Annotated in this window: 33 protein-coding genes; 14 read left to right on the top strand and 19 right to left on the bottom strand. The window is 56.9% G+C overall.

Annotated elements, in window-relative coordinates:
• Window positions 1-5: 5 nt before the first annotated feature.
• The 4 genes from ACR0AL_RS00605 to ACR0AL_RS00590 form a co-directional block, all read right to left on the bottom strand.
• A complete protein-coding gene (locus ACR0AL_RS00605) occupies window positions 6-671 on the bottom strand; it encodes a trypsin-like serine peptidase (protein WP_480661586.1) in 666 nt (221 codons plus the stop codon).
• Window positions 672-775: 104 nt separating this feature from the next.
• Window positions 776-1,330, bottom strand: coding sequence for a polyhydroxyalkanoate synthesis repressor PhaR (gene phaR, locus ACR0AL_RS00600; protein ID WP_170349151.1), 555 nt, complete (start codon window positions 1,328-1,330; stop codon window positions 776-778).
• Window positions 1,331-1,465: 135 nt separating this feature from the next.
• Window positions 1,466-1,912, bottom strand: coding sequence for a phasin family protein (locus tag ACR0AL_RS00595; protein ID WP_170349152.1), 447 nt, complete (start codon window positions 1,910-1,912; stop codon window positions 1,466-1,468).
• Between the two features lie 131 nt (window positions 1,913-2,043).
• Complete coding sequence (locus tag ACR0AL_RS00590) at window positions 2,044-3,846, bottom strand: PHA/PHB synthase family protein (RefSeq protein ID WP_170549570.1); 1,803 nt, start codon at window positions 3,844-3,846, stop codon at window positions 2,044-2,046.
• Window positions 3,847-3,960: 114 nt separating this feature from the next.
• Between ACR0AL_RS00590 and phaZ the strand changes: the two genes are divergently transcribed.
• Together phaZ and ACR0AL_RS00580 are read left to right on the top strand one after the other, a co-directional pair.
• Window positions 3,961-5,232 (top strand): polyhydroxyalkanoate depolymerase, encoded by a 1,272-nt coding sequence (gene phaZ, locus ACR0AL_RS00585; RefSeq protein WP_170549572.1) that lies wholly within the window; start codon window positions 3,961-3,963, stop codon window positions 5,230-5,232.
• Window positions 5,233-5,260: 28 nt separating this feature from the next.
• On the top strand, window positions 5,261-5,821 hold the full coding sequence (locus tag ACR0AL_RS00580; protein ID WP_480661583.1) for a DUF6151 family protein: 561 nt from the start codon (window positions 5,261-5,263) through the stop codon (window positions 5,819-5,821).
• Here the strand turns inward: ACR0AL_RS00580 and ACR0AL_RS00575 are convergent.
• From ACR0AL_RS00575 to ACR0AL_RS00555, 5 genes are all read right to left on the bottom strand, one after another.
• The gene (locus ACR0AL_RS00575) at window positions 5,812-6,528 is read right to left on the bottom strand and encodes an alpha/beta fold hydrolase (protein WP_480661582.1); all 717 of its coding nucleotides are present in this window, start codon (window positions 6,526-6,528) and stop codon (window positions 5,812-5,814) included. The genes ACR0AL_RS00580 and ACR0AL_RS00575 overlap by 10 nt on opposite strands.
• A gap of 85 nt (window positions 6,529-6,613) precedes the next feature.
• The gene (locus ACR0AL_RS00570) at window positions 6,614-7,228 is read right to left on the bottom strand and encodes a hypothetical protein (protein ID WP_480662527.1); all 615 of its coding nucleotides are present in this window, start codon (window positions 7,226-7,228) and stop codon (window positions 6,614-6,616) included.
• Window positions 7,229-7,245: 17 nt separating this feature from the next.
• The gene (locus tag ACR0AL_RS00565; RefSeq protein WP_480637113.1) at window positions 7,246-7,674 is read right to left on the bottom strand and encodes a VOC family protein; all 429 of its coding nucleotides are present in this window, start codon (window positions 7,672-7,674) and stop codon (window positions 7,246-7,248) included.
• Window positions 7,674-8,666, bottom strand: coding sequence for an alpha/beta hydrolase (locus ACR0AL_RS00560; protein ID WP_480661580.1), 993 nt, complete (start codon window positions 8,664-8,666; stop codon window positions 7,674-7,676). The genes ACR0AL_RS00565 and ACR0AL_RS00560 overlap by 1 nt, the downstream gene beginning before the upstream one ends.
• Window positions 8,666-9,415, bottom strand: coding sequence for an alpha/beta hydrolase (locus tag ACR0AL_RS00555; RefSeq protein ID WP_170349159.1), 750 nt, complete (start codon window positions 9,413-9,415; stop codon window positions 8,666-8,668). Before ACR0AL_RS00555 ends, ACR0AL_RS00560 begins: the two co-directional genes overlap by 1 nt.
• A 193-nt stretch (window positions 9,416-9,608) precedes the next feature.
• On the opposite strand from ACR0AL_RS00555, the gene thrS reads away from it, so the two are divergent.
• The 5 genes from thrS (at window position 9,609) to ACR0AL_RS00530 (ending at window position 14,302) form a co-directional block, all read left to right on the top strand.
• Entirely contained in the window at window positions 9,609-11,567 is a 1,959-nt protein-coding gene (thrS, locus tag ACR0AL_RS00550; protein WP_170349160.1) for a threonine--tRNA ligase, read from the top strand.
• Between the two features lie 222 nt (window positions 11,568-11,789).
• The gene (locus ACR0AL_RS00545) at window positions 11,790-12,092 is read left to right on the top strand and encodes a BufA1 family periplasmic bufferin-type metallophore (RefSeq protein ID WP_170349161.1); all 303 of its coding nucleotides are present in this window, start codon (window positions 11,790-11,792) and stop codon (window positions 12,090-12,092) included.
• Window positions 12,093-12,162: 70 nt separating this feature from the next.
• Complete coding sequence (gene bufB / locus ACR0AL_RS00540) at window positions 12,163-13,020, top strand: MNIO family bufferin maturase (RefSeq protein ID WP_170349162.1); 858 nt, start codon at window positions 12,163-12,165, stop codon at window positions 13,018-13,020.
• Window positions 13,017-13,778, top strand: coding sequence for an HvfC/BufC N-terminal domain-containing protein (locus ACR0AL_RS00535; protein ID WP_170349163.1), 762 nt, complete (start codon window positions 13,017-13,019; stop codon window positions 13,776-13,778). Before bufB ends, ACR0AL_RS00535 begins: the two co-directional genes overlap by 4 nt.
• The gene (locus tag ACR0AL_RS00530) at window positions 13,775-14,302 is read left to right on the top strand and encodes a DoxX family protein (RefSeq protein ID WP_170349164.1); all 528 of its coding nucleotides are present in this window, start codon (window positions 13,775-13,777) and stop codon (window positions 14,300-14,302) included. The genes ACR0AL_RS00535 and ACR0AL_RS00530 overlap by 4 nt, the downstream gene beginning before the upstream one ends.
• A gap of 1 nt (window position 14,303) precedes the next feature.
• Here the strand turns inward: ACR0AL_RS00530 and ACR0AL_RS00525 are convergent, their stop codons facing one another.
• The 3 genes from ACR0AL_RS00525 to ACR0AL_RS00515 are packed head-to-tail and all read right to left on the bottom strand — an operon-like array spanning window position 14,304 to window position 15,195.
• On the bottom strand, window positions 14,304-14,672 hold the full coding sequence (locus ACR0AL_RS00525) for a hypothetical protein (RefSeq protein WP_170349165.1): 369 nt from the start codon (window positions 14,670-14,672) through the stop codon (window positions 14,304-14,306).
• Between the two features lie 41 nt (window positions 14,673-14,713).
• Window positions 14,714-15,031 carry an ArsC/Spx/MgsR family protein gene (locus ACR0AL_RS00520; protein ID WP_170410399.1) on the bottom strand — a complete coding sequence of 106 codons (318 nt, stop codon included), beginning with the start codon at window positions 15,029-15,031 and terminating at the stop codon, window positions 14,714-14,716.
• A 23-nt stretch (window positions 15,032-15,054) separates the two neighbouring features.
• Entirely contained in the window at window positions 15,055-15,195 is a 141-nt protein-coding gene (locus ACR0AL_RS00515) for a hypothetical protein (protein ID WP_170410402.1), read from the bottom strand.
• A gap of 51 nt (window positions 15,196-15,246) precedes the next feature.
• On the opposite strand from ACR0AL_RS00515, the gene ACR0AL_RS00510 reads away from it, so the two are divergent.
• Window positions 15,247-15,453: a cold-shock protein gene (locus ACR0AL_RS00510; protein WP_010439113.1), complete on the top strand. Its 207-nt coding sequence runs from the start codon at window positions 15,247-15,249 to the stop codon at window positions 15,451-15,453.
• Between the two features lie 156 nt (window positions 15,454-15,609).
• Here ACR0AL_RS00510 and thyX read toward each other — a convergent pair whose 3' ends face one another.
• Complete coding sequence (thyX, locus tag ACR0AL_RS00505) at window positions 15,610-16,521, bottom strand: FAD-dependent thymidylate synthase (RefSeq protein WP_170375946.1); 912 nt, start codon at window positions 16,519-16,521, stop codon at window positions 15,610-15,612.
• 175 nt (window positions 16,522-16,696) lie between these two features.
• Between thyX and ACR0AL_RS00500 the strand changes: the two genes are divergently transcribed.
• The 3 genes from ACR0AL_RS00500 to ACR0AL_RS00490 are packed head-to-tail and all read left to right on the top strand — an operon-like array spanning window position 16,697 to window position 18,533.
• Window positions 16,697-17,125 carry a VOC family protein gene (locus tag ACR0AL_RS00500; RefSeq protein ID WP_170349169.1) on the top strand — a complete coding sequence of 143 codons (429 nt, stop codon included), beginning with the start codon at window positions 16,697-16,699 and terminating at the stop codon, window positions 17,123-17,125.
• On the top strand, window positions 17,122-17,826 hold the full coding sequence (locus ACR0AL_RS00495) for a DUF1194 domain-containing protein (RefSeq protein ID WP_170349170.1): 705 nt from the start codon (window positions 17,122-17,124) through the stop codon (window positions 17,824-17,826). The genes ACR0AL_RS00500 and ACR0AL_RS00495 overlap by 4 nt, the downstream gene beginning before the upstream one ends.
• Window positions 17,823-18,533, top strand: coding sequence for a DUF1194 domain-containing protein (locus ACR0AL_RS00490; RefSeq protein ID WP_425080396.1), 711 nt, complete (start codon window positions 17,823-17,825; stop codon window positions 18,531-18,533). The genes ACR0AL_RS00495 and ACR0AL_RS00490 overlap by 4 nt, the downstream gene beginning before the upstream one ends.
• On the opposite strand, the gene ACR0AL_RS00485 is transcribed toward ACR0AL_RS00490, so the two are convergent.
• The 3 genes from ACR0AL_RS00485 to ACR0AL_RS00475 form a co-directional block, all read right to left on the bottom strand.
• A complete protein-coding gene (locus ACR0AL_RS00485; protein WP_480661577.1) occupies window positions 18,534-19,031 on the bottom strand; it encodes a MarR family winged helix-turn-helix transcriptional regulator in 498 nt (165 codons plus the stop codon). It abuts the gene before it with no gap.
• A 77-nt stretch (window positions 19,032-19,108) separates the two neighbouring features.
• Window positions 19,109-19,333, bottom strand: coding sequence for a succinate dehydrogenase assembly factor 2 (locus tag ACR0AL_RS00480; RefSeq protein WP_170359163.1), 225 nt, complete (start codon window positions 19,331-19,333; stop codon window positions 19,109-19,111).
• Window positions 19,334-19,362: 29 nt separating this feature from the next.
• Window positions 19,363-19,755, bottom strand: coding sequence for a helix-turn-helix domain-containing protein (locus ACR0AL_RS00475; protein ID WP_170359165.1), 393 nt, complete (start codon window positions 19,753-19,755; stop codon window positions 19,363-19,365).
• Window positions 19,756-19,845: 90 nt separating this feature from the next.
• Here ACR0AL_RS00475 and ACR0AL_RS00470 point away from each other — a divergent pair, with 90 nt between their 5' ends.
• Window positions 19,846-21,048 carry a pyridoxal phosphate-dependent aminotransferase gene (locus ACR0AL_RS00470; protein ID WP_480661575.1) on the top strand — a complete coding sequence of 401 codons (1,203 nt, stop codon included), beginning with the start codon at window positions 19,846-19,848 and terminating at the stop codon, window positions 21,046-21,048.
• A gap of 14 nt (window positions 21,049-21,062) precedes the next feature.
• A complete protein-coding gene (locus tag ACR0AL_RS00465; protein ID WP_170349175.1) occupies window positions 21,063-21,464 on the top strand; it encodes a hypothetical protein in 402 nt (133 codons plus the stop codon).
• A gap of 8 nt (window positions 21,465-21,472) precedes the next feature.
• Here ACR0AL_RS00465 and ACR0AL_RS00460 read toward each other — a convergent pair whose 3' ends face one another.
• The 3 genes from ACR0AL_RS00460 to ACR0AL_RS00450 all read right to left on the bottom strand — a co-directional run bounded on the left by ACR0AL_RS00460 (window position 21,473) and on the right by ACR0AL_RS00450 (window position 24,599).
• Complete coding sequence (locus tag ACR0AL_RS00460; protein WP_480661573.1) at window positions 21,473-22,825, bottom strand: MATE family efflux transporter; 1,353 nt, start codon at window positions 22,823-22,825, stop codon at window positions 21,473-21,475.
• 106 nt (window positions 22,826-22,931) lie between these two features.
• Window positions 22,932-23,855 (bottom strand): polyphosphate kinase 2, encoded by a 924-nt coding sequence (ppk2, locus tag ACR0AL_RS00455; RefSeq protein WP_170359173.1) that lies wholly within the window; start codon window positions 23,853-23,855, stop codon window positions 22,932-22,934.
• Window positions 23,856-23,990: 135 nt separating this feature from the next.
• On the bottom strand, window positions 23,991-24,599 hold the full coding sequence (locus ACR0AL_RS00450) for a peroxidase-related enzyme (RefSeq protein WP_226688271.1): 609 nt from the start codon (window positions 24,597-24,599) through the stop codon (window positions 23,991-23,993).
• Window positions 24,600-24,733: 134 nt separating this feature from the next.
• Here ACR0AL_RS00450 and ACR0AL_RS00445 point away from each other — a divergent pair, with 134 nt between their 5' ends.
• Window positions 24,734-25,564: a class I SAM-dependent methyltransferase gene (locus ACR0AL_RS00445; protein ID WP_170349179.1), complete on the top strand. Its 831-nt coding sequence runs from the start codon at window positions 24,734-24,736 to the stop codon at window positions 25,562-25,564.
• Window positions 25,565-25,580: the final 16 nt, after the last annotated feature.

Below are 25,580 nucleotides of genomic sequence, written 5' to 3'. Positions count from 1 at the left end.
AAGGCTTACGGATCGAGGTCAAACAACTCGGTCGACAGAAACAGGGCTGTAATCCCCTCGGGGGTTACACCCACACGCGACAGGATCGCCGCGACTTGGGGGCCGGTCGGCGTGTCCACTAAAAGCGGCGCACCGGAATCTCCCATCATGACCGGGCACAGCGACAAGACCATTCCACCTTCAAGCGGACGCGGCGCACAGGTCAAAGTCCGACTGAGGACATGAGGCCGAAGACCGGAATACCCCGCAACAAACGACGAAGGCGTCAACGCAGATGCCAACGGCAGATAACCAACCGTTTGACCAATAAGCTCGGTCAATTCCAGAACCGCCCAGTCCAATTCGGTACGGTCGTCGAACGCCCCGTCAGCGCCTTGTTCCGGATGCAACTTATACCCATCGATACCCGCAACGGCCGTGACCTCTCCGCGTTGATAGCCAGCGGCAAACCGGATGCTAGAGGGCGGTATCCAGCGTTTGCGTGGGGAATTGTACAGGCAATGCGCAGCAGTCAGGACCAGCCGGTCAGACACCAATACGCCAGTACAATGTGACCGCCGATCCCTGCTGGCGAAATTGAGGCGCCCAATGGCACGCCATGGGGGCTGATCCGCATCCAGGATCTCGCGCGCACGAATGGCATCGCACCCTTCTTCGGATTGGGTGCCCATCGTGCAAACCGCAGACCAGCCTTCTGAAAAAACGCCCTGTGATGACACCGGGTGGGCCCAAAGCACCGCAACACTCAGGACCAGCCAGCGCAACACAACAGACGTCAGTTCAACTTGGAGAGCTTTTTCTGCAACTCAGCCAGCTGCTTTTTGATGTCATCCAGATCTTCTTTCGATTCCGAATTGGCATCTTCACCTTCTTCTGGGCCTGACCAATTGCCTGACAGCCCCCCGGTCATCGCCTTGAGGAATGCCTGTTGCTGCGCCTGCATGGCTTCGAAACCCGGTATCTGCGACATCGGGTTCATGGCATTCATATTCTCCATCATCTTGCTCTGGCTTTCGCGCAGCATCTCAAACGAACTTTGCAGGAATTGCGGCATCATCCCGCCACCCGGAATCATGTAGCTGCGCACCAGATCGTTCAGAACGTTGACCGGCAGCACATTTTCACCCCGGCTTTCGTGTTCGGCGATGATTTGCAGTAGATATTGCCGGGTCAGATCGTCGCCAGATTTCAGGTCAATGATCTGCACTTCGCGCCCATCGCGGATGAAGGTCGCGATATCTTCGAGCGTAACATAGTCGCTGGTCTCGGTGTTATACAGCCTGCGGCTTGCATAGCGCTTGATCAACAGCGGTTTTTCTTGTTCTGGCACCGTTTGCCCTCCCCAAGGATGATGCGTTGCAGCAGAGATTATGCGACCGCAGAACAAAAAGAAAGGGCAGGTCCTAAGACCTGCCCTGCGCGATTGCACCAAATGGGAGGAGTGGGTGCGCCTCGCGCCCAAATTTTACTTGGTGGCTGCAGCTTTTTTGGCAGCAGCAGTCACGTCGTTGGTGGCTTTCTGAACAGCAACAGTTGCTTCTTCAGCAGCGTCTTTACCAGCAGCCATCAGCAGCTCGACGGTTTCGGTCTGCAGTTTTTTCGCGATTTCAGCGAAAGCAGCCATGTTTTCAGCAGCAACTTCAGCCGACGCGCTTGCGAAGTCGGTTGCGGCTTTTGCGTATTCAGCAGGCTCGGCCTTTGCTTTCGACATCTCGGTCAGTTTGGACAGTGTGTCTTTGGTCCATTTGTTCGAGATTTCAGCCGACTTCTCTGCTGCTTCCAGAGCAACACCCGACAGCTTTTCGTTCAGCGAAGCGGTCGATTTGAAGGCACCTTCCAGAGCGGTGGTGTCAACGGGGAATGCACCCATCATGTCTTTCAGGGTCGCGGTAAAGTCTTGAGTCTTTGCCATTGTCCTAATCCTTTTTGCCGAACCGGGCCCACCCCGGCTTTCATCAGCTTGAGGACAATATGATTGCTGCAATGCAGCATTGCAAGTTTTTTCTTGCTGCATTGCAGAAATTCTTAAGTTTCAAAATGAAATCAGTTGTTTGGATCGGCCACCACATAGGTCCCGGGTGCTGGTGCAAGCCGTGGGTGATCCGAATCGCCGGTGTCGCGGGCAGGAACCTGCTTGCCGGATCGCTTCTTCAACCAGGCCTCCCACAGGGGCCACCACGAACCTTCGTGGAAGTCGGCCTCTTTCATCCACGTGTCCGCGTCCACCTTCAGATCGGGGTTGGTGTAATGGCCGTATTTCTTCTTGTTGGGCGGGTTGATGATGCCTGCGATGTGACCGGATTCCGAGACGACAAAAGTCTTGGAACGTGACCCCATCTTTTGCACACCACGATAGCAGTCTTTCCAAGCAGCAATGTGATCCGTCTGACAGGTGATCGCCATCAACGGCACGTCCACGTCACTGACATGCAGCTTGTGCCCGAGAAGTTCGAAACCGCCTTCGGCGAACTCATTGCGCTGGCACAGCCCGCGCAGGTATTGCACCGTCATCTTGGCAGGCAGGTTGGCTCCGTCCCCATTCCAGTACAGCAGATCAAAGGCTGGCGGCATCTCGCCCAGCATATAGCTGCGGATGGCTGGACCGTAGACCAGATCGCGCGAGCGCAGAAAGGACATGGTGCGCCCCATGATCCATGAGCGCAGAATGCCTTCTTTGTTTACCTCTGCCTCAACCCCGTCAATGAAGTCGTTCTGCAGAAATGGCGTAAACTCGCCCTGTTCGGAAAAATCCGTCAGCGCAGTAAACATGGTGGCCGATTTGATCGACTTGTCGCCGCGCTGCTTCTGCAACGCCAGGGTCAAACTTAGAGTAGTACCAGCAATGCAATAACCAATCGCGTTCACCTGCTTGACCTTGCAGATTTTCTTAGTTTCTTCGATCGCGGTCAGAAAGCCATCTTCGATATAGTCTTCCATCCCAACATCCGCATAGCTTTCATCAGGATTGATCCAACTGACCACAAACAGTGTATAGCCTTTTTCAGTGATCCATTTGATCAGGCTGTTCTGGGCCTTAAGGTCAAGGATATAGAACTTGTTGATCCAGGGGGGGAACAGCACGATCGGTGTTTCATACACCGTTTCAGTCGCGGGTTTGTACTGGATCAGTTCCATCATACGATTGCGATAGACCACATCGCCCGGAGTGGTCGCCAGATTGCCGCCGACCTCAAACGCGCTTTCATCGGCCAGTTTGACAACCAGCTCGCCGTCATTGGCCTCAAGATCCGAGACAAGGTTTTCCAGCCCTTTGATCAATGACTGCCCTTCGGTCTCAACCGCCTTTTGCAGAGCGTCTGGATTGGTCGCCAGGAAATTCGTGGGGGACATCATGTCGACAATCTGCTGCGAGAAGTATTTGAGGCGGCGTTTGTCCTTGGCATCCAGATCCTCAACCGAGGCCACGGCCTGCGCGATGGCTTCTGCGTTGGTCTGGTATTGCTGCCGGATCAGACGGAAATAGGGGTTGGTTTCCCATAAGGGGTTGGAAAAACGCTTGTCCTGGGGTTTGGGCTGGTCATCGTCGGCCTCGCCCGTGGTCATAGCTTTTTGGGCTTCAGCGAAGTTCAGAACCGACTTGCCCCAGTATTCTATTTGTTGTTCCAGCAATTTTGCCGGATTTTGCCAAGCTTCGGCCCAATAAGCTGTTGCTGCTCGTGCGAAAAGCTCTTGATTCGGGCCATCCAAAGCGGGGGTATGAGGCTTTTTGGCCGACATGACTTCGATCAGCCGCTTCGAAAGCGCCTCGACCTTTTCCATATTTTCTTTAAGGCGTTCAACGTTTTCTTCGGTCAGTTCTGGCATCTGATCTTCACTTGTTGTCATTTTAACAATTCCCCCCTAACCTCGCTGCTACGCAGAATAACGTCGTGGGTGTCGGGGGGCAAAGCGGCGAATGGTCCAATCTTATTGGCTGACATCTAGGAGGCCCCTTTTTCCATGCGCTACATGATGACATACGACCTGATGGAAACGATGCGCAACACCAACCAATGGATGGGCGCAACTGCCAGCGCAATCGCATCCTACCCCGCGTTTTCCATGATTCCCAACCCCGCAATTAGTATGATGGCTGCCTGGGGTGATGTCACCGAACGTACTTTCCAACGGATGATCGTCAAACCGGACTGGGGCATCCGCACTTTTACATGCGAGGATGGCAAAGACCATCTGGTCGATATCACGACCGTTGTCGAACGTCCCTTTGGTGACCTGGTGCATTTCCGGGTCAATGGGCGCGAGGAACAGCCCCTCAAGGTGTTGCTGGTGGCGCCGATGTCCGGGCATTATGCGACGTTGTTGCGCTCGACGGTGAAAAGCCTGCTGGTGAATTGCGAAGTCTATATCACTGATTGGCATAACGCGCGCGACATTCCTGTTTCCGAAGGCAAGTTCGATGTAGAGGACTATACACTCTATCTTGTCGATTTCATGAAAGAACTTGGTCCCGACACTCATGTGGTGGCGATTTGTCAACCTGCACCGCTGACTCTGGCCGCCACGGCCTATCTGGCCGAGGTTGAGCCCAAAGCGCAACCCAGCACGCTGACCCTGATAGGTGGACCGGTAGACCCCGATGCCACCCCGACCGATGTGACCGATTTTGGCCGCCGCGTCACCATGGGGCAGCTGGAAGAGACCATGATCCAGCGTGTCGGCTTCAAGTACAAAGGCGTTGGCCGCATGGTCTACCCCGGCCTGTTGCAGCTAGCGTCCTTTATGTCGATGAACGCAGAGCGTCATTCCAAAGCGTTCTCAGAGCAGATTCAGCGCGTTATGCAAGACGAAGCTTCGGACCATGATGCGCATAACCGTTTCTACGATGAATATCTGGCCGTTATGGACATGACCGCCGAATTCTATCTGTCGACGGTTGAGCGTGTGTTCAAGAACCGCGAAATTGCCCGGAACGAATTCGTCGTCGCGGGCCACAAGGTGGACATCGGCAAAATCACCAATGTTGCGGTCAAGACGGTTGAAGGCGCAAATGACGATATCTCGGCCCCCGGCCAGTGTATCGCAGCGTTAGACCTCTGCACCGGTTTGCCTGCATCGAAGAAGGCCAGTCATGTTGAACAAGCAGCCGGGCACTATGGCATTTTCGCCGGACGCAGCTGGCGTGACAATATCCGGCCACTGGTGATCGACTTCATGACCGCCAACGCCCGCAAACCACAACGCCGGGCCGCCAATAAGAACAAGATCGCCTGACAAAATGAGCGGGAGAGCGGCCCACCCAATGCCCTTCTCCTGCGAATGCGGTACTTTGCACGGGCATATCACCGCTGAAGGAGTGCATTCGGGCACCCATGTCGGTTGCTTTTGCCGCGACTGCCGCGCAGCACAGCTGTACTTCGGTCAACCCGATCCAGCCCCCGGCCCTGTCAATATCCTACAAATGAGCCCAGAGGAGATCTGCTTCGAAGGGGGCTCGGAAAAACTTGCGCTGATGCAGCTAAGCCCCAAAGGGATGTTGCGGTGGTATTCCAGTTGCTGCAATGCGCCGCTGGCGACTACCGCGCGGACCGCGAAGTTTCCTTTTGCCGGGTTCGACGTCAAGCGCATCTCCGATCCAAGCGGGCTTGGTCCGATCACAACCCGTGGCTTTGTTCCGCAGTCGAACGGTAAGCAATCGCATGAAAAACTGCGCTATGCAGCGGTTGGGATGCTGATGCGCCTCAGCAAATCGTGGCTGTCCGGAAGCTGGAGAAACACACCGTTTTTTGACCTAGGCGACGGCAAACCTGTGGTCGCACCGACGATACTCAGCAAGACTGAGCGCGCGAAATTCTACACGTAAGCTGCCCGAGCAGGTGCGCTTAGCCATTGTTTCAGCGCGTCATTCACGAAATCGGGCGCTTCGAGCGTCGGCAGGTGCCCGGCCTCGTCAATAACTTTCAAATCGGCACCCGGTATCAGTTCGGACATAAAGGTATGTTTGCGTAGCGGTGTAAGGGTGTCATGCGCGCCGGACAGAACCAGTGTTGGCACCTTGATGCGCCGCAGCCCACCTTGCTGATCGGGACGCCGTTGCAAAGCGCGAATCTGACGTTCGAACACCTCTGGCCCCAGATCCAGCGCCATTGCGACCAAGTCGTTCAGAATAGGTATGCGCCGCGGTCCCGGTGCCAACGTGTTCGAGCTGATTATCCGACGCATCACCTCTTCCAGCCGACCTATTTTCGCGGCGACCAACAACTCTTCGCGCGCCGCCGCGGTCTGAGGTGTATCGGCCTGCGCATCCGTCGCCATCAGGCAAAGACGCGACACCCGATCTGGCGCGCGCCGAACTAGCTCCAGCGCCACCACGCCACCCATACCCGACCCAACCAGCGCAAATCGTCGCGGCAGTTGGTCCAGAAGGGACGACGCAATCTCTTCGATACGTTCGCCCAGTGAAATCGGTGCAACCGTAACCGCGCGCTGCCGCGACAAGCTGTTGATCTGGGGTTCAAACAACCGTGCGTCGCACATCATTTCAGGCAGTAAAACCAGCGGCTCGATCACGCGGGGCCTCGCAACACTTCAACTTTATAAGCAATGCTCTTTGCACTCAGGATGAGGCGTTTTGCAGGTTCGGGCAAGTTAAACTTCAGGGATATTTGATGTCCCGGAAAGGCGGGAAATCTGCATATCGGTTGCGACGGGTTTTCAGGTCTTCGCCCGGCTCAGCCCCGGGGCGCAGCAAACACCCGCGCGGTGCAATATAGCTGTCGATCCGGCGATGGGGGTGTGGCCTCCACACCAGATTAAAGGCGCAGAGCTTGGGAAAGAACCAGATTTCGGAATAGTCCAGATGATCGTGCATCCACCACGCCAAATCACGCCAATCACGTCCCGCATCGTATTGATCGGCGAACCAAGGGATGACGATTGACGCCCCGGCGATCCGGGCATCCCCTTCGCCCCGATCCCAGATATGACATTCCAACGGGTTGTCGTTGCGGGCGCAGTTCAACCGGTTCTCATTCCCGAATTGATTCAAAGAGGGTGACCGAAACCCGGACCGGACCGCGATACGTCCAAAGGTTTCCTCAAGCGGGTCCAGCAGGGTCTGGCAAAAGGCGCGCCCCGTTTCGATGGCAAGGTCAGGATTGTCTGGAAGGTTTTGCTTTTCATGGAAATTTCCAATCTCAGAATACAGGAATTCCCGCATGAAGAAATGCCGGGACAGACGTACACGCCCAAGCGTTTCAAGGCTCCACATGCTGCCCGGCTTGCGCATTACCCATACCCGTTCCAGCAAAAGGCACCGTCCGGTGCAAGCGCAGAGAAAGGATTGAAGGCCACTTCCCAGATCGTCCCATCGGGGGCGCGGAAATACCCATGATGCCCGCCCCAGAAAACATCAGATGCCGGTTTCAATATCTCGGCTCCGGCTTCTCCGGCCTTGTCCAACACCTGCGCAACCTCGTCCTTTGACCGGCAATTGTAGCTGAGCGTCAGCGCACCATGGCCCAGAGTGTCAACGTCAACTCCGATCTCTTCAGCCAATGCAGACAACGGGTACAAACCTAAAGTCTGGCCGATAAGGTCAAAGGCAATTACCCCGTCGGGGCTGCTGACCCGTTTCCAACCCATGTCCTCATAGAACCCGGCGGCAAGCTCGGGGTCATCCACCCCAACTGTGATCAAGCTTACTCGCTGGTCCACTATTCGGTCCCCTGCTCACTCAGCCAGTCCAGAATACCTGCAACAGTCGCGTCCGTCTGCCCCGGGGACATCAGCCGACCCGCGATCACATGCGACGCCGGATCATCCCCTGACCCCATTGTCACCAGATTGACCGTCTTCGGTCCACCCCATCTTTCGGCCACTTTATGCGTCAGGTCAGGACGCACGACTTGATCGTCATCCGAAAACCAGAACAGCGCCGGAATCTGCGCGCTCGAGAAGTCCAACGCATAGACAGCCTCGACCAACAGGGTCATCGGCACCACAGCCTCCCACGGGTAAACCGAGGTCCAATAGGTGTTTACCTCCGGGTCCGGGCCAGAGACATCCCGTTCCTCCCCCATCACCAAGGGCAGCCACTTCCGCGCCCACGGCAAGCCGGGAATCCACGCGCCCGGTGTGTTCACCCCGAAATTCGGAGACACAAAGACCAAAGCCGCCACGTCTTGTCTCAGTTCTTCATCCAACGCTGCTGCTGCGGCCAGCGTTCCGCCGGTCGAGGTTGAGATGACAACAACCTTGTCACCAACGGCCCGCGCCGCGGCCAACCCCTCGGCCATATCCTGCATCCAGCCCGTAGCCGTCCCTTCGGCCATTGCCGGGCCATCGCGACCATGTCCCTTCAGGCGCGTATAGACCAGATTGGCCCCCAGCGCGTCGGCCACCTTATCCGGCACCGGACGGATTTCCTCGGACGAGGCCGAAAAGCCATGCACATAGAGAACCGAAACAGGCGTGCGTTGTTCTTTGAACCCGTCTTGCCAGACCACGCGCTTTTCCACTCCGGGCACGATGTCGTCATAGGCGGATTCTGTGCTTTCAAAGTAGACCTGAACCCCTTCGCCGAATTTGCGCGGATCAAAGCGGGGATGCAGGTCGACCTGTTCACGCGGCCCGAACCAATAGATCAGGCCACCGACAACAATCAGTGCCAGCAGCAGACGCCCAAGAAACCACCCAAAGCGCTGCATCAGCTGGCCTCCATCACCTCAAGCACCGCATTTTCGATCAACCCCAGACAGGGGCCGTCCGAGAACCGGTGATCTGCGTCTTTGACCAGCAATAAACGCATATCTGGCCCACTGGCGTGTTCCAGCAACCGCACAGCCGTTTCGGTGGACACCGCCGTATCCGCCGTGCCCTGCAGAAAGCGCACCGGGAAAGGCAGGTCTAGCGCGTCGCGCAGCACCAACCGTTGACGCCCGTCTTCGATCATCCGCTTGGTGATGATGTAGGGTTCCATATAATCCGAGGGCAGTTCCACATGCCCAACACTATCTAGCGCAGCCTTTTGTTCGGCGCTGAACGACGCCCAATAGCCGTCCTCAGTGAAATCAGGCGCGGCGGCAATGGTCACCATACCAGCGATCCGTTCGGGTATCGTTCTGGCAAGCAACAGCGCCTGCCACCCGCCCATGGATGATCCGACAACGATTAACGGCCCTTCGGTCAAGGCTGCCACAGCCTCAATCGTATCTTCGTGCCAATCGCCGATACAGCCATCGGTGAATTTCTCGGAACTTTCACCATGACCGGAATAGTCGAACCGCAAAAACGCCTGCCCGCGCGCCTGTGCCCAGTCTTCCAGGTGCACCGCTTTGGTGCCTTCCATGTCAGATTTGAGCCCGCCCAGAAAAACGACGGTCGGGCCATGGCCCTCACTTTTGTGATAGGCCAACCGCCGGTCTTTTGCGGTGATCAGAAATTCCGTAGCTGCCATGAAACCCTCTTTCCATTTGCATCACATCATGCACGGCAGACCAGTGGTCGCAATTCCCGATTTTTGCAGTCTCGCAGCGTCAGTCCTGCTTCCTTCGACACTTGACAGGTTTTGCTGCACCTGCCACATGAGCCGGACACCATAACCCGCAACCGGGCGTTCAGTGGGCGCCAAACCGACGAGGAGAGCCGATATGGCCCTGGATGCAAAATCCGTCTCACTCACCTTTCCCGATGGCAATGCACGTTCTTATGACGCAGGCGTAACGCCCGCGCAGGTGGCTGCCGATATCTCGACCTCGCTGGCGAAAAAGGCCATCTCGGCCACGGTGAATGGCCAGCACTGGGACCTGCAATGGCCCATCGAATCCGATTCCGATATCGCCATTCACACCATGAAGGATGAGGTTCAGGCTAATGAACTGATCCGCCACGACCTGGCGCACATCATGGCTCGCGCGGTGCAGGAAATCTGGCCCGATACCAAGGTCACCATCGGCCCCGTCATCGAAAATGGCTGGTATTATGACTTTGATCGGGCGGAACCTTTCACGCCCGAAGACCTTGGCCTGATCGAAAAGAAGATGAAGGAAATCATCAACAAGCGCGACCCCGTGACCACCGAAGTCTGGGACCGTCAGCGTGCGATAGATTTCTACACCGCCAATGACGAGCCCTATAAGGTCGAACTGATCGACGCCATTCCGGGCGACGAGCCGCTGCGCATGTATTGGCATGGCGACTGGCAGGACCTGTGCCGCGGCCCGCATCTGCAGCATACCGGTCAGGTTCCAGGCGATGCGTTCAAGCTGATGTCCATCGCCGGTGCCTATTGGCGCGGTGACAGCGACCGCGCGATGCTGCAGCGTATCTATGGCGTGGCCTTCACCGGCAAGGAAAAGCTGAAAGCTCACCTGCACATGCTGGAAGAGGCCGCCAAGCGCGATCACCGCAAGCTGGGCCGCGAGATGAACCTGTTCCACATGCAGGAAGAGGCCCCCGGCCAAATCTTCTGGCATCCGAACGGCTGGAAAATCTACACCACCCTGCAGGACTATATGCGCCGGATGCAGGAGCGCGATGGATATGTCGAGGTGAACACGCCTCAGGTTGTCGACCGCAAACTGTGGGAGGCCTCGGGCCACTGGGACAAATATCAGGAAAACATGTTCATCGTCGAAGTCGACGAGGAACATGCCCGCGAAAAGGCAATCAACGCGCTGAAACCGATGAACTGCCCCTGTCACGTGCAGGTGTTCAATCAGGGCCTGAAATCCTATCGTGATCTGCCGTTGCGAATGGCCGAATTCGGGTCTTGTGCCCGTTATGAGCCTTCGGGCGCGCTGCACGGAATCATGCGCGTGCGTGGATTCACACAGGATGATGGTCACATCTTCTGTGCCGAGGATCAGATCGAATCCGAGACCGCCAAGTTCATTGCCTTCCTGTCTAAGGTATATGCCGATCTGGGCTTCCATGACTGGACGATCAAACTGTCTACTCGTCCGGAAAAACGGATCGGGTCGGATGAAAGCTGGGATCTGGTCGAAAAGGCGCTGGGCGATGCCTGTAAGGCCGCCGGATATGAGTATGAGCTGCTAGAAGGCGAAGGCGCGTTTTATGGGCCCAAGCTGGAGTTCACTCTGACCGACGCGATCGGCAGGACATGGCAATGCGGGACCCTGCAGGTGGACCCCAACCTGCCCGAGCGGCTGGATGCCAGCTTTATCGGTGCCGACGGCGCCAAGCACCGCCCGTTCATGCTGCACAGGGCTACGCTGGGCTCGTTCGAACGCTTCATCGGCATTCTTATCGAAGAACACGCAGGCAAGCTGCCGTTCTGGTTGGCCCCGCGTCAGGTCGTCGTCGCCTCGATCACGTCAGAAGCCGATGATTATGTGGCCGAAGTGGTTGAGACGCTCAAGGCCGCCGGTGTCCGCGCCGAGGCAGACATCCGCAACGAAAAGATCAACTACAAGGTTCGCGAACATTCGGTCGGCAAGGTTCCGGTCATTCTGGCCGTCGGTCATCGCGAAGTTGACGAACGCACCGTCAGCGTTCGCCGGCTGGGCGAAAAACAAACGCAGGTTCAATCGCTTGAAGCTGTAACAAATGAGCTTTCACAGGCCGCGACACCGCCGGATCTGTTGTAACATTCGGCATGGAATTGCCATGAATTCGGCCCCGCTTTTGGGGCCGAATTGAAATATTTCCTCTTTTCTTATTCAAAAACAGTATATTAACTTACAAGGGGGCATTGTGCGCCCTGACGGGCTTGTGAGACACGGGCTCGTGAATTCAACTCTGGGCCGCAAGCCACTACCTTTGTCATTGTCACAAGCAGACATACGCAGTCATCAAAAGGGATTACCGAGATGTCGAACACCGCAAAATCACTGGTTATCGCAACCGCAGTCGCAGCCGCCGTTTCGGGCGCAGCCACAACTGCCACCGCACAAGCCAAAGAGAAATGCTATGGCATTTCGCTGGCCGGTCAGAACGACTGCGCCGCGGGCCCCGGCACAACCTGCGCGGGCACCTCGACCGTAGACTATCAGGGCAACGCCTGGACTCTGGTCGATGCAGGTACCTGCGCCGATATCGAACTGCCGGCCGAGGCTGACGGCACACCGCGCAAAGGCTCGCTGGAAGCTCAGGACCGCGATCTACCGGCATAAGTCTGGCCTAGGCTAGTCAGGGGGCGGGCGACTTCGCCCGCCCTTTACTTCTAGAACAAGGAGCTGCCAAATGTTGGATGACACACTCCGTTCGAACCGCCTGCCTTTGGCACCCGGCGTCGGGTACAAGCCGCAGCATTTCGCACAGATCCTTGAACACGCACAGCCAGTTGCCTGGCTGGAAATTCACGCCGAGAACTACATGGGTGACGGTGGTCGTCCCCTGGCGCAATTGCGCCATCTCTCGGAAAAGTTTCCGATCTCGGTCCATGGGGTTGGCCTGTCCATCGGCAGCGAAGGCCCGCTGGATGCCGACCATCTGGCACGATTGAAACACCTGGTTGGCTGGCTGAAACCGGCCAGTTTCTCGGAACATCTGGCATGGTCGACCCATGACAGCCATTTTCTGAACGACCTACTACCCCTGCCCTATACTAATGCCTCGCTTGCACGCATTTGCGAGCATATCGATCAGGTACAGGAAACCGTCGGTCGCCAAATGTTGTTGGAGAATCCGTCCAGCTATCTGGCGTTCGAAGAAAGCACCTGGTCCGAGCCCGATTTTCTGCGCGAAGTTGCACGTCGCACTGGGTGCGGCCTGCTGCTGGATGTGAACAACGTCTTTGTCTCAGCCACCAATCTGGAATTCTCTCCGCAGGGCTATATCGATGCCTACCCTCTTGAGAAGGTGGGGGAAATCCATCTAGGCGGGCATGATGAGGATGAGGACGACCATGGTCGCCCCCTGCTGATTGACAGCCATGGGCGCGAAGTCGTTGATCCGGTTTGGGCGCTGCTGGACTACGTTCTAGAGCGATCTGGTCCCAAACCCGTGTTGGTCGAATGGGACACGGACGTTCCAGAATGGCCCGTGCTGCGGGCCGAAGCAGACCGTGCGCAGGCGGCCTTGGACCGCGTCCCGGCATGAGCGTTTCGCAAGAGAGTTTTCACGCCGCGCTGATGAACCCGTCAGCCGCCATCCCCAAAGGACTGCTGGACGCGGTCGCACAACCTGCCGGGCGGCGGTTCAGTGTGTATCGCAACAACGTGGCGGTGTCGCTGACCGAAGCGATGCATCAGGCATTTCCGGTCATCACCAAATTGCTGGGGGCTCAGAACATGGATGGGCTGTCGGGTATTTTCCTGCGCAAACATCCCCCCTCATCGCCGTTGATGATGTTTTACGGTGAAGAATTCCCCGAATTTCTTGCCGGAATGGAGCAGCTCTCGCATATTGGATACCTGCCTGACGTGGCGCAATTGGAGCTTGCCTTGCGCCGTTCCTACCACGCCGCTGACAGCGAACCAGCCCCGGCGGACGCACTGGCTGTTCCGCCCGAAGACATCATGCGGGCACAGCTGGGATTTGCCCCGTCGATGCGGGTTCTGCACTCGGACTGGCCGATTTATTCGATCTGGCGTTTCAACACCGAAGTCGACGCCCCCAAACCCGATCCCACCGCCCAAGACGTTCTGATCACCCGGGCCGAGTATGACCCGGTTCCACATCTGCTGCCCGAAGGCGGCGCGCACTGGATTGCGGGCCTTCAGGCCGGGCAAACCATTGGTGGCGCGTTTGAAGATACTGTAAACCATTTCCCCGAATTTGACCTTGGGGCCACTCTGGCGCTGCTTTTACAAGGCGGCGCAATAACCTCTGTGACTATCGAAAGGCTGGCAACATGACTGCCCTGATCTCATTGCACAACAACACCCTGGGACGGTTAGAGATGACCTCTGGCTGGTTGACACCGACCTTGGCCAGGCTGGTCTTTGCGGCAACATTGCTGGTGTATTATTGGAATTCGGCGACCACCAAACTGGGTAGCGGATTCTTTGGGTTCCTGTTCCCGTCCGACGGTGCCTATGTGCAGATTTTCCCCAAAGCCATGGAAGCCGTCAGCTATGACAGCTCGCAATTGGGGATCATGCATTGGGCCATTGCTGTTGCGGGGACCTGGGCTGAGTTTCTTCTACCTACGCTGATCGTGATCGGCCTTCTGTCGCGGTTCGCAGCATTGGGTATGCTGGCATTTGTCTGGGTTCAGACGATCGTAGATGTCACGGGCCACGGCACGGAATTGGGCAGCTACTTCACCAACGCCGTAAGCCTGCTGGATGATCGGACACTCTGGTCCTTTCTGCTGGCAGTGATCGTGATCAACGGCGCAGGGCCGCTGTCCGTCGATCGCATCCTGCACATCAAGTGATCTAGAAATGCGCCTTGGGCTCGTCCGGTTTACCCGCGGCCAGTCCAAGGAGGCCCGCAACACCCGCAAATGCCACCGGGAACATAGTGAACACGTTAAAACCAAAGGCGTAATACATCCCGGCCGCTGAGATCAGCAACAAGACCCCTCCGATCAGGGCCCGTGCATGGGCCATTGCACCGCCAGCAATCGCCAATAGCGGCGCAATGATCGACGCGAACTGTATGAGTTGCGCGTTGTCCACCTGCTCGGCCAGCCCGTCGATCTCACCAAACCGATCAATCAGTTCGACATAGCCATAGCCGAAAAAGCCCACGATCATCCCGATCAAACCGGCGATGACACCCAAAATCATAGCAGCGTTACGCATTCAAAATCCTCTAACTTGCGTCAATTCAGATAGTCATCAGGTCACGCAACGCCAAGCCCTGCCTTCGTTTCCGCCGTCCATCCCAGATACAGGGTTCCGTCTTGCTCGATCAGGGGGCGCTTCATCAGGGTCGGGTGATCTGTCAGCAGTTCCAGCGGAGGCCGCGCGCGTTGTGCATCGTCTAATCCACGCCAGGTTGTCGAACGGGTATTGAGCAAAGCCTCGCCGAAGCGATCCAGCGCCTGCGTCAGCATCGCTTTGGGTACGCCATCGGTCCGAACGTCGACAAACTCAGTATCTGGAAGTGATTTCAAAGCCTTGCGGCACGTGTCACAGTTTTTCAGACCATAAAGGCGCATTTCGGGTGTCTCCTGTATCTGGTTCAATTTTCAGCAAATTTGCCTGCACGTTTCAGAAATTCTTGATTTTTTACTTCACCATGCAATGTTGAAAAAGACGAAACTCGCAATTCGCGCTGTATCGTTACGGCGATACGGTAATCAATTGCGGCGACGTCAATCACTGCCCCCACCAATTATGTGGGACAACGCGTAAGTAGAAGGAGACACGGGAAATGCCAACTGGCACCGTGAAATGGTTTAATACCACGAAAGGCTACGGGTTTATTGCCCCTGATGAGGGCGGCAAGGACGTATTTGTTCATATCTCGGCCGTTGAACGGTCCGGTCTGACCGGGCTCGCTGACAATCAGAAAGTCTCGTATGAGTTGGAAGACGGACGCGACGGCCGACAAATGGCATCTGATTTAAAGCCACTGTAAAACAGTCCCGCATGCTGCGGGTGATCAAAACAGGCCAACGGCCAATTTCCGGCCGTTGACCAATATTCAAAGGTTAGAAACCTTACCCTCGCGCCGGGTCGGCTTAGGCGCGAGAGTATTAGCTTTTTCCGTCACAATAATGCGCAATACGCGAGATCAGCTTTTGCGAATGACCGCTTCGAACTCGCGCCATTCCCGAGCGGTCATGCCCGAGTTTTCCTGCGTGACATTTTCCCCGGCCAGCATCCGGCGCAGGCTGTCGACCATCTGAGCCGAAAGGTTCACCGCACCCAGCCGATAATCCTCGAACGCTTTGTAGGCGAAGGGCACCCAGTCGGCGACGATCTTGCACATGGTATCCGCATAGACCCGGATCTCGTACTGCGCATGCGGGTCGGCACGCAGGCGCAAGAAGTGGAACAGGTTGTGCAGATCAACCTTCCAATACCACTGCGTATAGATATTCGCGGGCAGGTTCATCCGCGCCAGTTCACGCGCCAGACCCTGTTGGCCGTCTTGGTTGATCATCGATTCATAGTTGTCATAGCATCGGGCGCTATCGGCCTTGAGGATATCCAGAACTCGCGCGGCCTCTTCCCCTTGCAGCGCATCACCCCGGCCTTGGTTGTTTACCTCGGACTGCGCGGCAACGTGATCGGGTGCGGGGATATAGAACTCGCGGTCCAGAATCGAATAGCGCGCGGAATACTCGTTCACATTTGCCGTGCGGTGACGTATCCACTGCCGGGCGACAAAGACAGGCAGCTTGACGTGCAGCTTGATCTCGCACATCTCGAACGGGGTCGAATGCCAGTGACGCATCAGATAGCGGATCAGACCCTCATCGTTCTGCACCGATTTTGTGCCTTTGCCATACGACACCCGCGCCGCCTGACAGATCGCCGCGTCGTCACCCATATAGTCGATCACGCGCACAAAGCCGTGGTCCAGCACCTGATGAGCGGTATAAAGGTGATCTTCCATACCCGCAGCCACAACGCGGCGTGTTGGATGCGATTGCGCCCGTTGCGCTTCGATCTCGGCCAGTTGGTCAGAGGACAGCGGCATAAAAGTTCCTTTCCAGCAATGAGTCGCCCACCACTATATATCGGCAATTCCCCGACCGGAACCGCGACATGTACACCCAGCGGCGCATTTTCAAAATTGTGTCCGCCCTGCCCCTCGACACGCATTTTCCGCGCGCTAAGCTGCAGCCCATCACCTGAACGGAAAGGAAGCCACAATGGGGCTGAGATATCTTCACACCATGATCCGCGTGAAGGATCTGGAAAAGTCGATGGCGTTTTTTGAGTTGCTGGGCCTGAAGGAAACCCGCCGCTATGACAGCGAGGCGGGGCGGTTTTCGCTGATCTTCATGGCGCCCCCGGGGCAAGAGGATCGCCCAATTGAGCTGACCCACAATTGGGATGGTGACGATGCGCTGCCCAGCGACAGTCGGCATTTCGGGCATTTGGCCTATGGCGTCGACAATATTTACGAGGTCTGCCAGCACTTGCAGGACAATGGTGTGGTGATCAACCGCCCGCCCCGCGACGGCCGTATGGCGTTTGTACGGTCGCCCGACAATATCTCGGTCGAGTTGCTACAGAACGGTGACGCGCTGGAAGCCGCCGAACCCTGGGTCAGCATGGAAAGCACCGGACACTGGTGATCCGCTGGCTGACAGCACTGGGACTGGCCGGACTGGCCAGCCCGCTTCGGGCCGAAACCTGTCGCCTGGCCCTGGCGTTGGCTATGGATATCTCAAGCTCAGTGGATGCAACCGAGGATACCCTGCAGCGGCAGGGCCTGGCCGCTGCCCTGATCGCCCCTGAGGTGACCGAGGCGTTCTTTTCCTCTCCTTTGCCCGTGGCATTGGCTGTGTATGAGTGGGGCAGCCGCTCGACCCAGCGCATGATCCTGAACTGGACGATGATCAACACGCAAGCTGATTTGCTAACGGCGGCAGAGACCATACAACGTTCAGTCCGATCTGACGGTGACTCGGCCACTGCCATGGGGCAAGCTTTGGCTTTTGGTGCGACCCTGATGCAGCAAGCACCACCATGTTTGTTTCAGACCATCGACCTGTCTGGGGACGGCGCAAATAATGACGGTTTCCAACCTGCATCCGCTTATCGCCACTTTCCGTTCGAGGGCATTGTGGTCAACGGGCTGGTTATCAATGCTGCCGATTTCGAGGGCGAAGTTCATCTGATTCCCTACTTCGAAAACAATGTTCTGTACGGGCCTGGCGCATTTCTAGAAGTCGCACAGGGGTTCGAGGATTTCGAACGCGCCATGCGGCGAAAGCTGGAACGTGAACTGACAAGCTTGCAAATCGGCGTGCTGCAGGACTTCGCGCCCAGATGACGCGGCTATTGGCATTTGTCATTAGTTTGATCGCTGGTTCGGCCACGGCAGAGTGCCGACAAGCTCTGGCGCTGGGGCTGGATGTTTCTGGTTCGGTGGACAGTCACGAATACCGGCTGCAACTTGACGGTGTGGCAGCCGCTTTGCAGCGTCCTGAAGTGGTGCAGCTATTGCTGTCAAACCCTGCTGCCCCTGTGCGGTTGGCGATTTTCGAGTGGAGCGAGCCGGGCCATCAACGTCTGTTGCAAGACTGGATCGCCATACGTTCGGGCAACGATCTTGACCGGATCGCCTTTTTACTGAACCGAACCAAGCGCAGTGCCGCCCCGCAAGGTACGGCTGTTGGCTCAGCGATGCTGTTTGGGGCTGACCTGCTGTCCGACCAAACAAGTTGCTGGAAACGAACACTCGATCTGTCCGGCGACGGCAAACACAATCTGGGCACTCACCCGCGGGAAGCCAAAAGCGCGCTTGAAGCTTCGGGCATCACCATCAACGGCCTGGTCATCGGCGCGGATGATCCCAGCCACGGCGACAAACGCTATGTGCAGGTTGGAGAGCTGTCTGCCTATTACACCGCCTGGGTCATCCTGGGGCCAGATGCCTTTGTCGAGGTTGCCCTGGGGTTTGACGCTTATGAGGACGCCATGACCCGAAAGCTGATCCGAGAGCTTGAAGGGCTGATCCTGTCCGATGCGCGCCCCTGATCAGTAGATATAGCGGATCTGATCCGTCCAGTACCGCTCAACCCGGCGCAGAGAGGTTGTGATGTCATCAATTCCCTCCATCCCAAGCACGCCAAGGGTCTGCAGCCCCTCGGCATGGCGCGAGAACAGCTCGGTCACGATATCCCGAATCTCGCGTCCTCGTGGCGTTAACCGAACCCGGACCGAGCGTCTGTCGATCTCACACCTTTGGTGGTGCATATAGCCCATTTCGACCAACTTCTTGAGATTGTAGCTGACGTTGCTGCCCTGATAATAGCCACGGCTTTTCAACTCACCCGCCGTCACCTCATGATCGCCGATATTGAACAGAAGCAGGGCCTGAACGGCGTTGATTTCCAACACGCCCACCCGCTCGAACTCATCCTTTATAACGTCCAGTAGCAGACGGTGCAGCCGCTCGACCAAAGCGAGCGCTTCAAGATAGCTGGTCATGAAACCCTTGGTTTCCGGCGCGGAGACCTGCATTTCCATACTCATCCGATCCTCCGATTCAGTCGCGCTGTTTCAGGCAGCATGAATCGAATTCCCCAAGAATCGGTTAAGCTGGATTTTCTTTATTTTTGAAAGGTCTGCGCGATATCCGAAACCAGATGGACAAACCCCTCGGGCGGCTGGGCCTGCCCGGTGACCCACTGATACAGATCCTGATCATTTTCGTGTAGCAGCGCGTCGAACTGATCCAGACCCGCTGTATCCATCGCGTCGAGATTACGTTCGGCATAGGCCGAAAGGATCAAATCCATCTCTTTGATCCCGCGTCGCATGGACCGCATTTTCATGCGTTTGATCCTGACTTCCCGTGTTTCGGTCACTTTCCCTGCTCCGACATCAAGCGCAGCTTCTTCTCAAGCCGCGCGGCCCGTTCGGCGCTGGCGCGCATCTCGCCCCGGATTGCGCGTAGCTCGGCCACCGCATCCGCCAGCTCGATATTGGCCTCGCCGTCTTCGACGGGGGCGTCCATACCTTCGCCTTCGCCGGTCAGCAACCACATGATCGAAACGTTGATCATACCCGCCATCATCGACAAACGGTTGGCACGCGGTTCGGACAGATCGTTTTCCCAGGCCACAATAGTCGCTTTTTTGACACCCAGCCGACGCGCCAGTTGGGTCTGAGTCATACCAGCGGCCTCGCGCGCGCCTGCCAGCCGGTCCCCGAATGTCGCTGCCTCTGGGCTATACCAGTCATTTTCGTCGGTCATCAGGGTCTCCATGTCTCGGCCTCATACTGCTTGATCGTCATTCGGGCGCACCCTATGACAGACAGGTTGAACATACAAACTGAGGCCATCATGACTTTCCTGTCTGCGACACTGTCACGCGTAAAACCATCACCAACCATCGCGATGACCGCCAAAGCAGCCGAGTTGAAGGCGGCGGGACGTGATGTGATCGGCCTGAGCGCGGGTGAACCCGATTTCGACACGCCACAGAACATCAAGGACGCGGCTGTTGCAGCCATTGCAGCGGGCAAGACAAAGTATACCGCCCCTGACGGAATTCCCGAATTGAAACAAGCCGCCTGCGCCAAGATGAAGCGTGATCATGGGCTGGATTACACGCCCGCACAGATCTCGGTCGGGACTGGCGGCAAGCAGACGTTGTATAACGCGTTGATGGCGACAATGAACGACGGGGACGAGGTTGTTATCCCCGCGCCATATTGGGTCAGCTACCCGGACATGGTTCTGCTGGCCGGAGGTACGCCAGTCGTAGTCGAGACGACGCTGGAAAACAGCTTCAAACTGACCGCCGAACAGCTTGAGGCGGCGATCACGCCCAAGACCAAGTGGTTCATCTTCAACTCTCCGTCGAACCCTACGGGGGCGGGCTATAACCGTTCGGAATTGAAAGCCCTGACAGATGTACTGATGCGACACCCGCATGTGTGGATTATGTCCGACGACATGTATGAACATTTGGCCTATGACGGGTTCGAATTCTGCACTCCGGCCGAGATCGAACCGGGCCTCTATGAGCGTACCTTGACCTGCAACGGCGTATCGAAAGCCTATGCTATGACCGGCTGGCGCATTGGCTATGCGGCGGGACCGGTCGAGATCATCGCCGCCATGCGCAAGATTCAATCACAGTCGACCTCGAACCCCTGCTCGGTCAGCCAATGGGCGGCGGTCGAGGCGCTGAATGGAACGCAAGCGTTCCTGGCCCCGAACAACGAGACGTTCAAACGCCGCCGAAACTTGGTGGTCGAGATGTTGAACCAGATCGACGGTATCACCTGCCCCACGCCCGAAGGCGCGTTCTATGTCTACCCGTCGATCGCAGGACTGATCGGCAAGTCCACTCCGGCCGGCACCAGAATTGACTCGGATGAGGCCTTCGCCACTGCTCTGCTGGAAGAGGCCGACGTGGCCGTTGTATTTGGCGCGGCCTTTGGCCTGTCACCGAATTTCCGGGTCAGCTATGCGACCTCGGACGAAGCCCTGACCGAGGCCTGCACCCGTATCCAGCGCTTTTGCGCGTCCCTGACCTGATCCGGAGGCCCCTGATGACCGCAGAACTGCCTGAATACTACTTTCGTGTCCGCGAGAATGGCGCGGCGGTTTTTCGGATCGATACCGAAAACCGTCAACGGCGGATCGAGATGGATCAGATCGCGGTCATCAACATCCGCAATGGCGAGGTCAAGCCACAGGGCCAGCGCACCCTGACAGCGGCGGATCAGGCGGAAATCGCACGATGGATGGACGCGCGCAAAGCCCTGCTGGCGCAACGGGATATCGACGACATACACCGCGCGGTCGACTATCTGAATCTGACCACGCAATGGGCACAATCCAAGGCGTCGGACGAACAGCTTGAGGATGTCACCGACCGGTTGTTGCTGGCGATGCACGACCTGCGTAGCGTTCTGGTGCGCAAAAAGGCAGATCGCCTAAGCAAAGGCTGAAGCCGCGGCTATTCCGCAGGCACCCCTACGGTCTGAACCGAGCGCATCCAGAAACGGGCCATCAGCAAGACGGCCGCGCAGGCAAGCCCAAGTACAAGACCCATCCAGATGCCGATCCCGTCCATCCCCTGCACAAAGCCAAAGTAATAGGACGCCGGTATCCCAACCACCCAATAGCTGAGCCCGGCCATAACCATCGGCACCTTGGCATCTTGCAATCCGCGCAACAGGCCCAGTGCAATCACCTGTGCCCCGTCGACCAACTGGAACAAAGCGGCCATGGCCAGCAGGCCCGTTCCGATGGCCAGGATTTGCGGGCGCTGCGGATCGTCGGGTTCGACAAATACAGAAATCAGCGGCTCGGCGCAGGTCACAAACAAGATAATCGTCAGAACAGACACCAGCAGAGACATCACGGTCACCGCCTTCGCACCTTTTTCCAGATGTGGTCGATCCTTGCGCCCAAGGGCGTTCCCCGCACGGATCGTGGCCGCGTTAGACAGCCCCAGATGCACCATGAACGTGGCCGAGGCCAGATTCAGCGCAATCCCATGCGCCGCCAGCGGTACCGGCCCGATCCAACCCATCATGAAGGCGGACATGGCGAACAGCGACACCTCGGCAAGCAATGTAAATCCAATGGGAATGCCAAGACGCAGCACGCTGTACAGCATCTCCCAATCCGGGCGCCAGAACCGTTGGAACAGGTTATGTTCGGGCAATACGCGCACGGCGTAGACCACGACCGCAACCAGCGACACCATCTGCGTCACCACCGAGGCAATTGCCGCCCCCATCACGCCCAGTTCAGGCGCACCCCAATTGCCGAAGATCAGCGCATAGTTGGTCAGTGCGTTGACGACAGCGGCCGTCACAGTGATCCACAAAACGATCTGAGTGCGCTCCAAAGCGGCCAGATAAGATTTCAGCACCATAACCACCAGCGCCGGGAACAGGCCCCATCCTGCGACACGTAGATATTGCGACGCGGTCTCGGCCACTTGCGGGTCCTGCCCTGCAGCAATCAAAATCGGGTGGGACCACCACAGCAAAGGCATAACCAGCACCGCGTATAACAAGGACAGCCACACCCCCATGCGGGTCGAGCGGCGAATGCTGGTCTCATCCTCTTCGGCGGCCGCAGTCGCCACCATGGGCATCACCGCCAGTCCGAAACCGCCGCCAAACAGGAACAGCACAAAATAAAAGCTACTGGCCAGCGTCACTGCGGCCAATGCCTCGACCCCGTACCAGCCCAGCATGATCGTGTCGGTCAAACCAATGGCAAACTGCGCCAGATGCCCGCCGACCAGCGGCAGGCCCAGAACTGCAATGGCCCGGAAGTGGGCGCGATATGTCATTACCTTATTCATTTCACCAGCCTTATGCCCGGCCAGAGGCCGGGACAAGAGGTGATCAGTGAAATTTCAAGGTGAGACTAGTTCTGCCGGCAATTGGCCGCTTGGTTCATCGCGCGTCAGGATGCAGGGAAGTGCCCAGAATATGCTCGGACTGATGAATGACGTGATGCGCCTGCCCTACGATCATGGGATCGGGCTGCCCCACGATATTGTGGTCCTTGTCCGGGTAATCCAGCGTCGACAAAAAGTGGCGCATACAGTTCAGACGCGCACGTTTCTTGTCGTTCGACTTGACGATGGTCCAAGGCGCGTCGGCGGTGTCAGTATAGAAAAACATCGCCTCTTTCGCTTCGGTATAGTCGTCCCATTTATCCAGGCTCGCCTTGTCGATGGGCGACAGCTTCCATTGCTTCAACGGGTCGGTTTCCCGGCTTTTGAAGCGGCGCTGTTGTTCCGGCTGCGTGACCGAGAACCAATATTTATAGAGCTGAATACCCGAGCGGACCAACATCCGCTCCAACTCGGGCGTCTGTCGCATGAACTCAAGGTACTCGTTGGGAGAACAAAAGCCCATGACCCTCTCAACGCCCGCACGGTTGTACCAAGAGCGGTCGTAGAACACCATTTCACCGACCGTAGGTAGTTCCTGAACATAGCGCTGATAATACCACTGGCCTTTCTCTTCCCAGGTCGGCTTGTTCAAGGCCACGACGCGGGCTTGCCTTGGGTTCAGGTGTTCCATAAACCGCTTGATCGTACCGCCTTTGCCTGCTGCATCACGCCCTTCGAACAGCAGAACAAAGCGTTGCCCCGTCTCTTGCGCCCAAAGCTGCACCTTAAGCAATTCGGCCTGCAATTGCGCCTTTTGCGCCTCGTACTTGCCCCGCGCCATCTTGCGATCGTAGGGATACTTGCCGCTTTCGAACGCCTGCCGAATTCGCTCGGGGCTGGGTTGCGATGGCTCAGGATTGGGTGTTGGGACAATTTTGACAGAGGATTGTTTTTGTTCAATTTGTGCCGCTGCTTCCATTCAATTTTTCCTTTTTCACTATCCGCAGGAACGTCTAGCAAAAGGCGCAGATTTTCGCTTTGACACGGGTCAAATTTTTGAGCCGTAGCGTAGGAAATTTTCCACTAATGAAGTTCAACACGCTGCGGCAGATTTCTAGCTATGCCCCCAATCCGCCGGATCATCCGAGTTGTTGGGTGAAAGACCCAGAACGTCGCCTGTGGTAGAACATCCAAGCCCAAGAACCGTTCTGTTCGCGTATGAGAAATACGCGCAGACCTGATTGATCTCGAGGATCTCGCCATCGTCCCACCCGGCGTCCCGCAGGGCGCGAACATCAGCCTGAACCATCTGCGCAGGTGCTTCGGTTAGCTTGCGCGCATAGCACATAGCAGCGATCTGGGCGTTGTCCAGCGGTGCGGAATCCGGCGTTCCGGCCTCAATCGCGGAGCGGATGGCATCGCCCCGTTCCGCGTCTGCCAACAACCGCTGCAACCCGCTAAAGTGATGCTCGACGCAATAGCTGCACTGGTTCAGGGAACTGACCCAAACCCCCAGCACCTCAAGAAACCACTTCGGGACTTTATTGGCCGAGTGATGCAGGACGTTCTTGTACAGCGCCATGTGACCTTCCATCGAATGCGGCCGTAAAGAATGCACCATCATTATGTTGTCCACGTTTTTGTCAGGCCCGGTGACCCGCTCGTAAAGCTTTCTCAGCTTGCCGGTGGCTTCGTCAAATGGAACAGTCTTAATCCAGCTCATATGGTCCTCGCCCTGTTGTCGTGCCGCGTCTTCGCCTCCCAGTTTCGCACTCGTATCCTTCTGAGACAAAACTGGATCGCCCCACCATGTCAGGCTAAGCTGACGAAACGCAAGTAAGGGAGTATCTCATGGAAATGGCGGAGAAAACTGTCACTGAGTTCTATGCCAACCACCCAATTTCCGCGCCGCATATCCTGACCAAGCTGACAAGCCTTCGCGGATCGCTTGAGGATGTGACCCCGCAAGAGCTCTACCCTTATGATCAGGATCACTATGACGGCCTGAATGCCAACGCCCGACTGGCCGACAAGGTCCGGATGAAATCTGGTGATCGCGTTCTGGACGTTTGTGCCGGGCTTTGTGGACCTGCGCGATGGTACGCCTCTGAGCATGACGTTGACGTCACTGGCCTCGATATCAGCCCCAACCGCGTTGACGGTGCCAAGGAACTGAACGCGCTTGTCGGACTACAGGATCAGGTGCATCCAATTCTGGGCAGTGCGATGGATATACCCTTTGACGATGCGCATTTCGATGCGGCGGTCAGTCAGGAATCCTTCTTGCATATCCCCGACAAGCTCAAAGCCCTATCCGAAGTGTTCCGCGTTCTGCGCACTGGCGGACGGTTCGCCTTTACCGATTGGGTGATGCATGAGCCCCTGCCCGATGATGAGATGGAATTGTACCACCAACGTTTTGCCTGCCAGTCCCTGCTGAGCATTCCCGAGTACGAAACTGTGTTGAAAAAAACTGGATTTTCGGTTGCCTCAGCCAACGATGTAACGGCGTCCTGGGGCGAAATTCTGGCGCGTCGGCTTAGCATGTATCAAACCTTGGATGCCGAGGCCGAACGCGCTGGCAACCCGTCCAAGGGGGATACTTTCCTAAAAATGTACGCGCAATTTGTCAGCGACGTGAAACAAAGAAGGATCGGCGGGGTACGATTGACAGCGGAAAAACCTTAATAACTTCGGCTTCGTG

The organism is Ruegeria sp. BB1, assembly GCF_056539465.1.
This window is presented reverse-complemented; position numbering and strand designations above follow the sequence as displayed.

Excerpts from the sequence above, each read along its gene's own strand:
- ACR0AL_RS00605 (WP_480661586.1), bottom strand. The coding sequence starts at position 671 with ATGGGCACCCAATCCGAAGAAGGGTGCGATGCCATTCGTGCGCGCGAG.
- ACR0AL_RS00595 (WP_170349152.1), bottom strand. The coding sequence starts at position 1,912 with ATGGCAAAGACTCAAGACTTTACCGCGACCCTGAAAGACATGATGGGT.
- ACR0AL_RS00590 (WP_170549570.1), bottom strand. The coding sequence starts at position 3,846 with ATGACAACAAGTGAAGATCAGATGCCAGAACTGACCGAAGAAAACGTT.
- phaZ (WP_170549572.1), top strand. The coding sequence starts at position 3,961 with ATGCGCTACATGATGACATACGACCTGATGGAAACGATGCGCAACACC.
- ACR0AL_RS00580 (WP_480661583.1), top strand. The coding sequence starts at position 5,261 with ATGCCCTTCTCCTGCGAATGCGGTACTTTGCACGGGCATATCACCGCT.
- ACR0AL_RS00570 (WP_480662527.1), bottom strand. The coding sequence starts at position 7,228 with ATGTGGAGCCTTGAAACGCTTGGGCGTGTACGTCTGTCCCGGCATTTC.
- ACR0AL_RS00560 (WP_480661580.1), bottom strand. The coding sequence starts at position 8,666 with ATGCAGCGCTTTGGGTGGTTTCTTGGGCGTCTGCTGCTGGCACTGATT.
- ACR0AL_RS00555 (WP_170349159.1), bottom strand. The coding sequence starts at position 9,415 with ATGGCAGCTACGGAATTTCTGATCACCGCAAAAGACCGGCGGTTGGCC.
- thrS (WP_170349160.1), top strand. The coding sequence starts at position 9,609 with ATGGCCCTGGATGCAAAATCCGTCTCACTCACCTTTCCCGATGGCAAT.
- ACR0AL_RS00545 (WP_170349161.1), top strand. The coding sequence starts at position 11,790 with ATGTCGAACACCGCAAAATCACTGGTTATCGCAACCGCAGTCGCAGCC.
- bufB (WP_170349162.1), top strand. The coding sequence starts at position 12,163 with ATGTTGGATGACACACTCCGTTCGAACCGCCTGCCTTTGGCACCCGGC.
- ACR0AL_RS00535 (WP_170349163.1), top strand. The coding sequence starts at position 13,017 with ATGAGCGTTTCGCAAGAGAGTTTTCACGCCGCGCTGATGAACCCGTCA.
- ACR0AL_RS00530 (WP_170349164.1), top strand. The coding sequence starts at position 13,775 with ATGACTGCCCTGATCTCATTGCACAACAACACCCTGGGACGGTTAGAG.
- ACR0AL_RS00525 (WP_170349165.1), bottom strand. The coding sequence starts at position 14,672 with ATGCGTAACGCTGCTATGATTTTGGGTGTCATCGCCGGTTTGATCGGG.
- ACR0AL_RS00520 (WP_170410399.1), bottom strand. The coding sequence starts at position 15,031 with ATGCGCCTTTATGGTCTGAAAAACTGTGACACGTGCCGCAAGGCTTTG.
- ACR0AL_RS00510 (WP_010439113.1), top strand. The coding sequence starts at position 15,247 with ATGCCAACTGGCACCGTGAAATGGTTTAATACCACGAAAGGCTACGGG.
- thyX (WP_170375946.1), bottom strand. The coding sequence starts at position 16,521 with ATGCCGCTGTCCTCTGACCAACTGGCCGAGATCGAAGCGCAACGGGCG.
- ACR0AL_RS00500 (WP_170349169.1), top strand. The coding sequence starts at position 16,697 with ATGGGGCTGAGATATCTTCACACCATGATCCGCGTGAAGGATCTGGAA.
- ACR0AL_RS00490 (WP_425080396.1), top strand. The coding sequence starts at position 17,823 with ATGACGCGGCTATTGGCATTTGTCATTAGTTTGATCGCTGGTTCGGCC.
- ACR0AL_RS00485 (WP_480661577.1), bottom strand. The coding sequence starts at position 19,031 with ATGAGTATGGAAATGCAGGTCTCCGCGCCGGAAACCAAGGGTTTCATG.
- ACR0AL_RS00480 (WP_170359163.1), bottom strand. The coding sequence starts at position 19,333 with ATGAAAATGCGGTCCATGCGACGCGGGATCAAAGAGATGGATTTGATC.
- ACR0AL_RS00475 (WP_170359165.1), bottom strand. The coding sequence starts at position 19,755 with ATGACCGACGAAAATGACTGGTATAGCCCAGAGGCAGCGACATTCGGG.
- ACR0AL_RS00470 (WP_480661575.1), top strand. The coding sequence starts at position 19,846 with ATGACTTTCCTGTCTGCGACACTGTCACGCGTAAAACCATCACCAACC.
- ACR0AL_RS00465 (WP_170349175.1), top strand. The coding sequence starts at position 21,063 with ATGACCGCAGAACTGCCTGAATACTACTTTCGTGTCCGCGAGAATGGC.
- ACR0AL_RS00460 (WP_480661573.1), bottom strand. The coding sequence starts at position 22,825 with ATGACATATCGCGCCCACTTCCGGGCCATTGCAGTTCTGGGCCTGCCG.
- ppk2 (WP_170359173.1), bottom strand. The coding sequence starts at position 23,855 with ATGGAAGCAGCGGCACAAATTGAACAAAAACAATCCTCTGTCAAAATT.
- ACR0AL_RS00450 (WP_226688271.1), bottom strand. The coding sequence starts at position 24,599 with ATGAGCTGGATTAAGACTGTTCCATTTGACGAAGCCACCGGCAAGCTG.
- ACR0AL_RS00445 (WP_170349179.1), top strand. The coding sequence starts at position 24,734 with ATGGCGGAGAAAACTGTCACTGAGTTCTATGCCAACCACCCAATTTCC.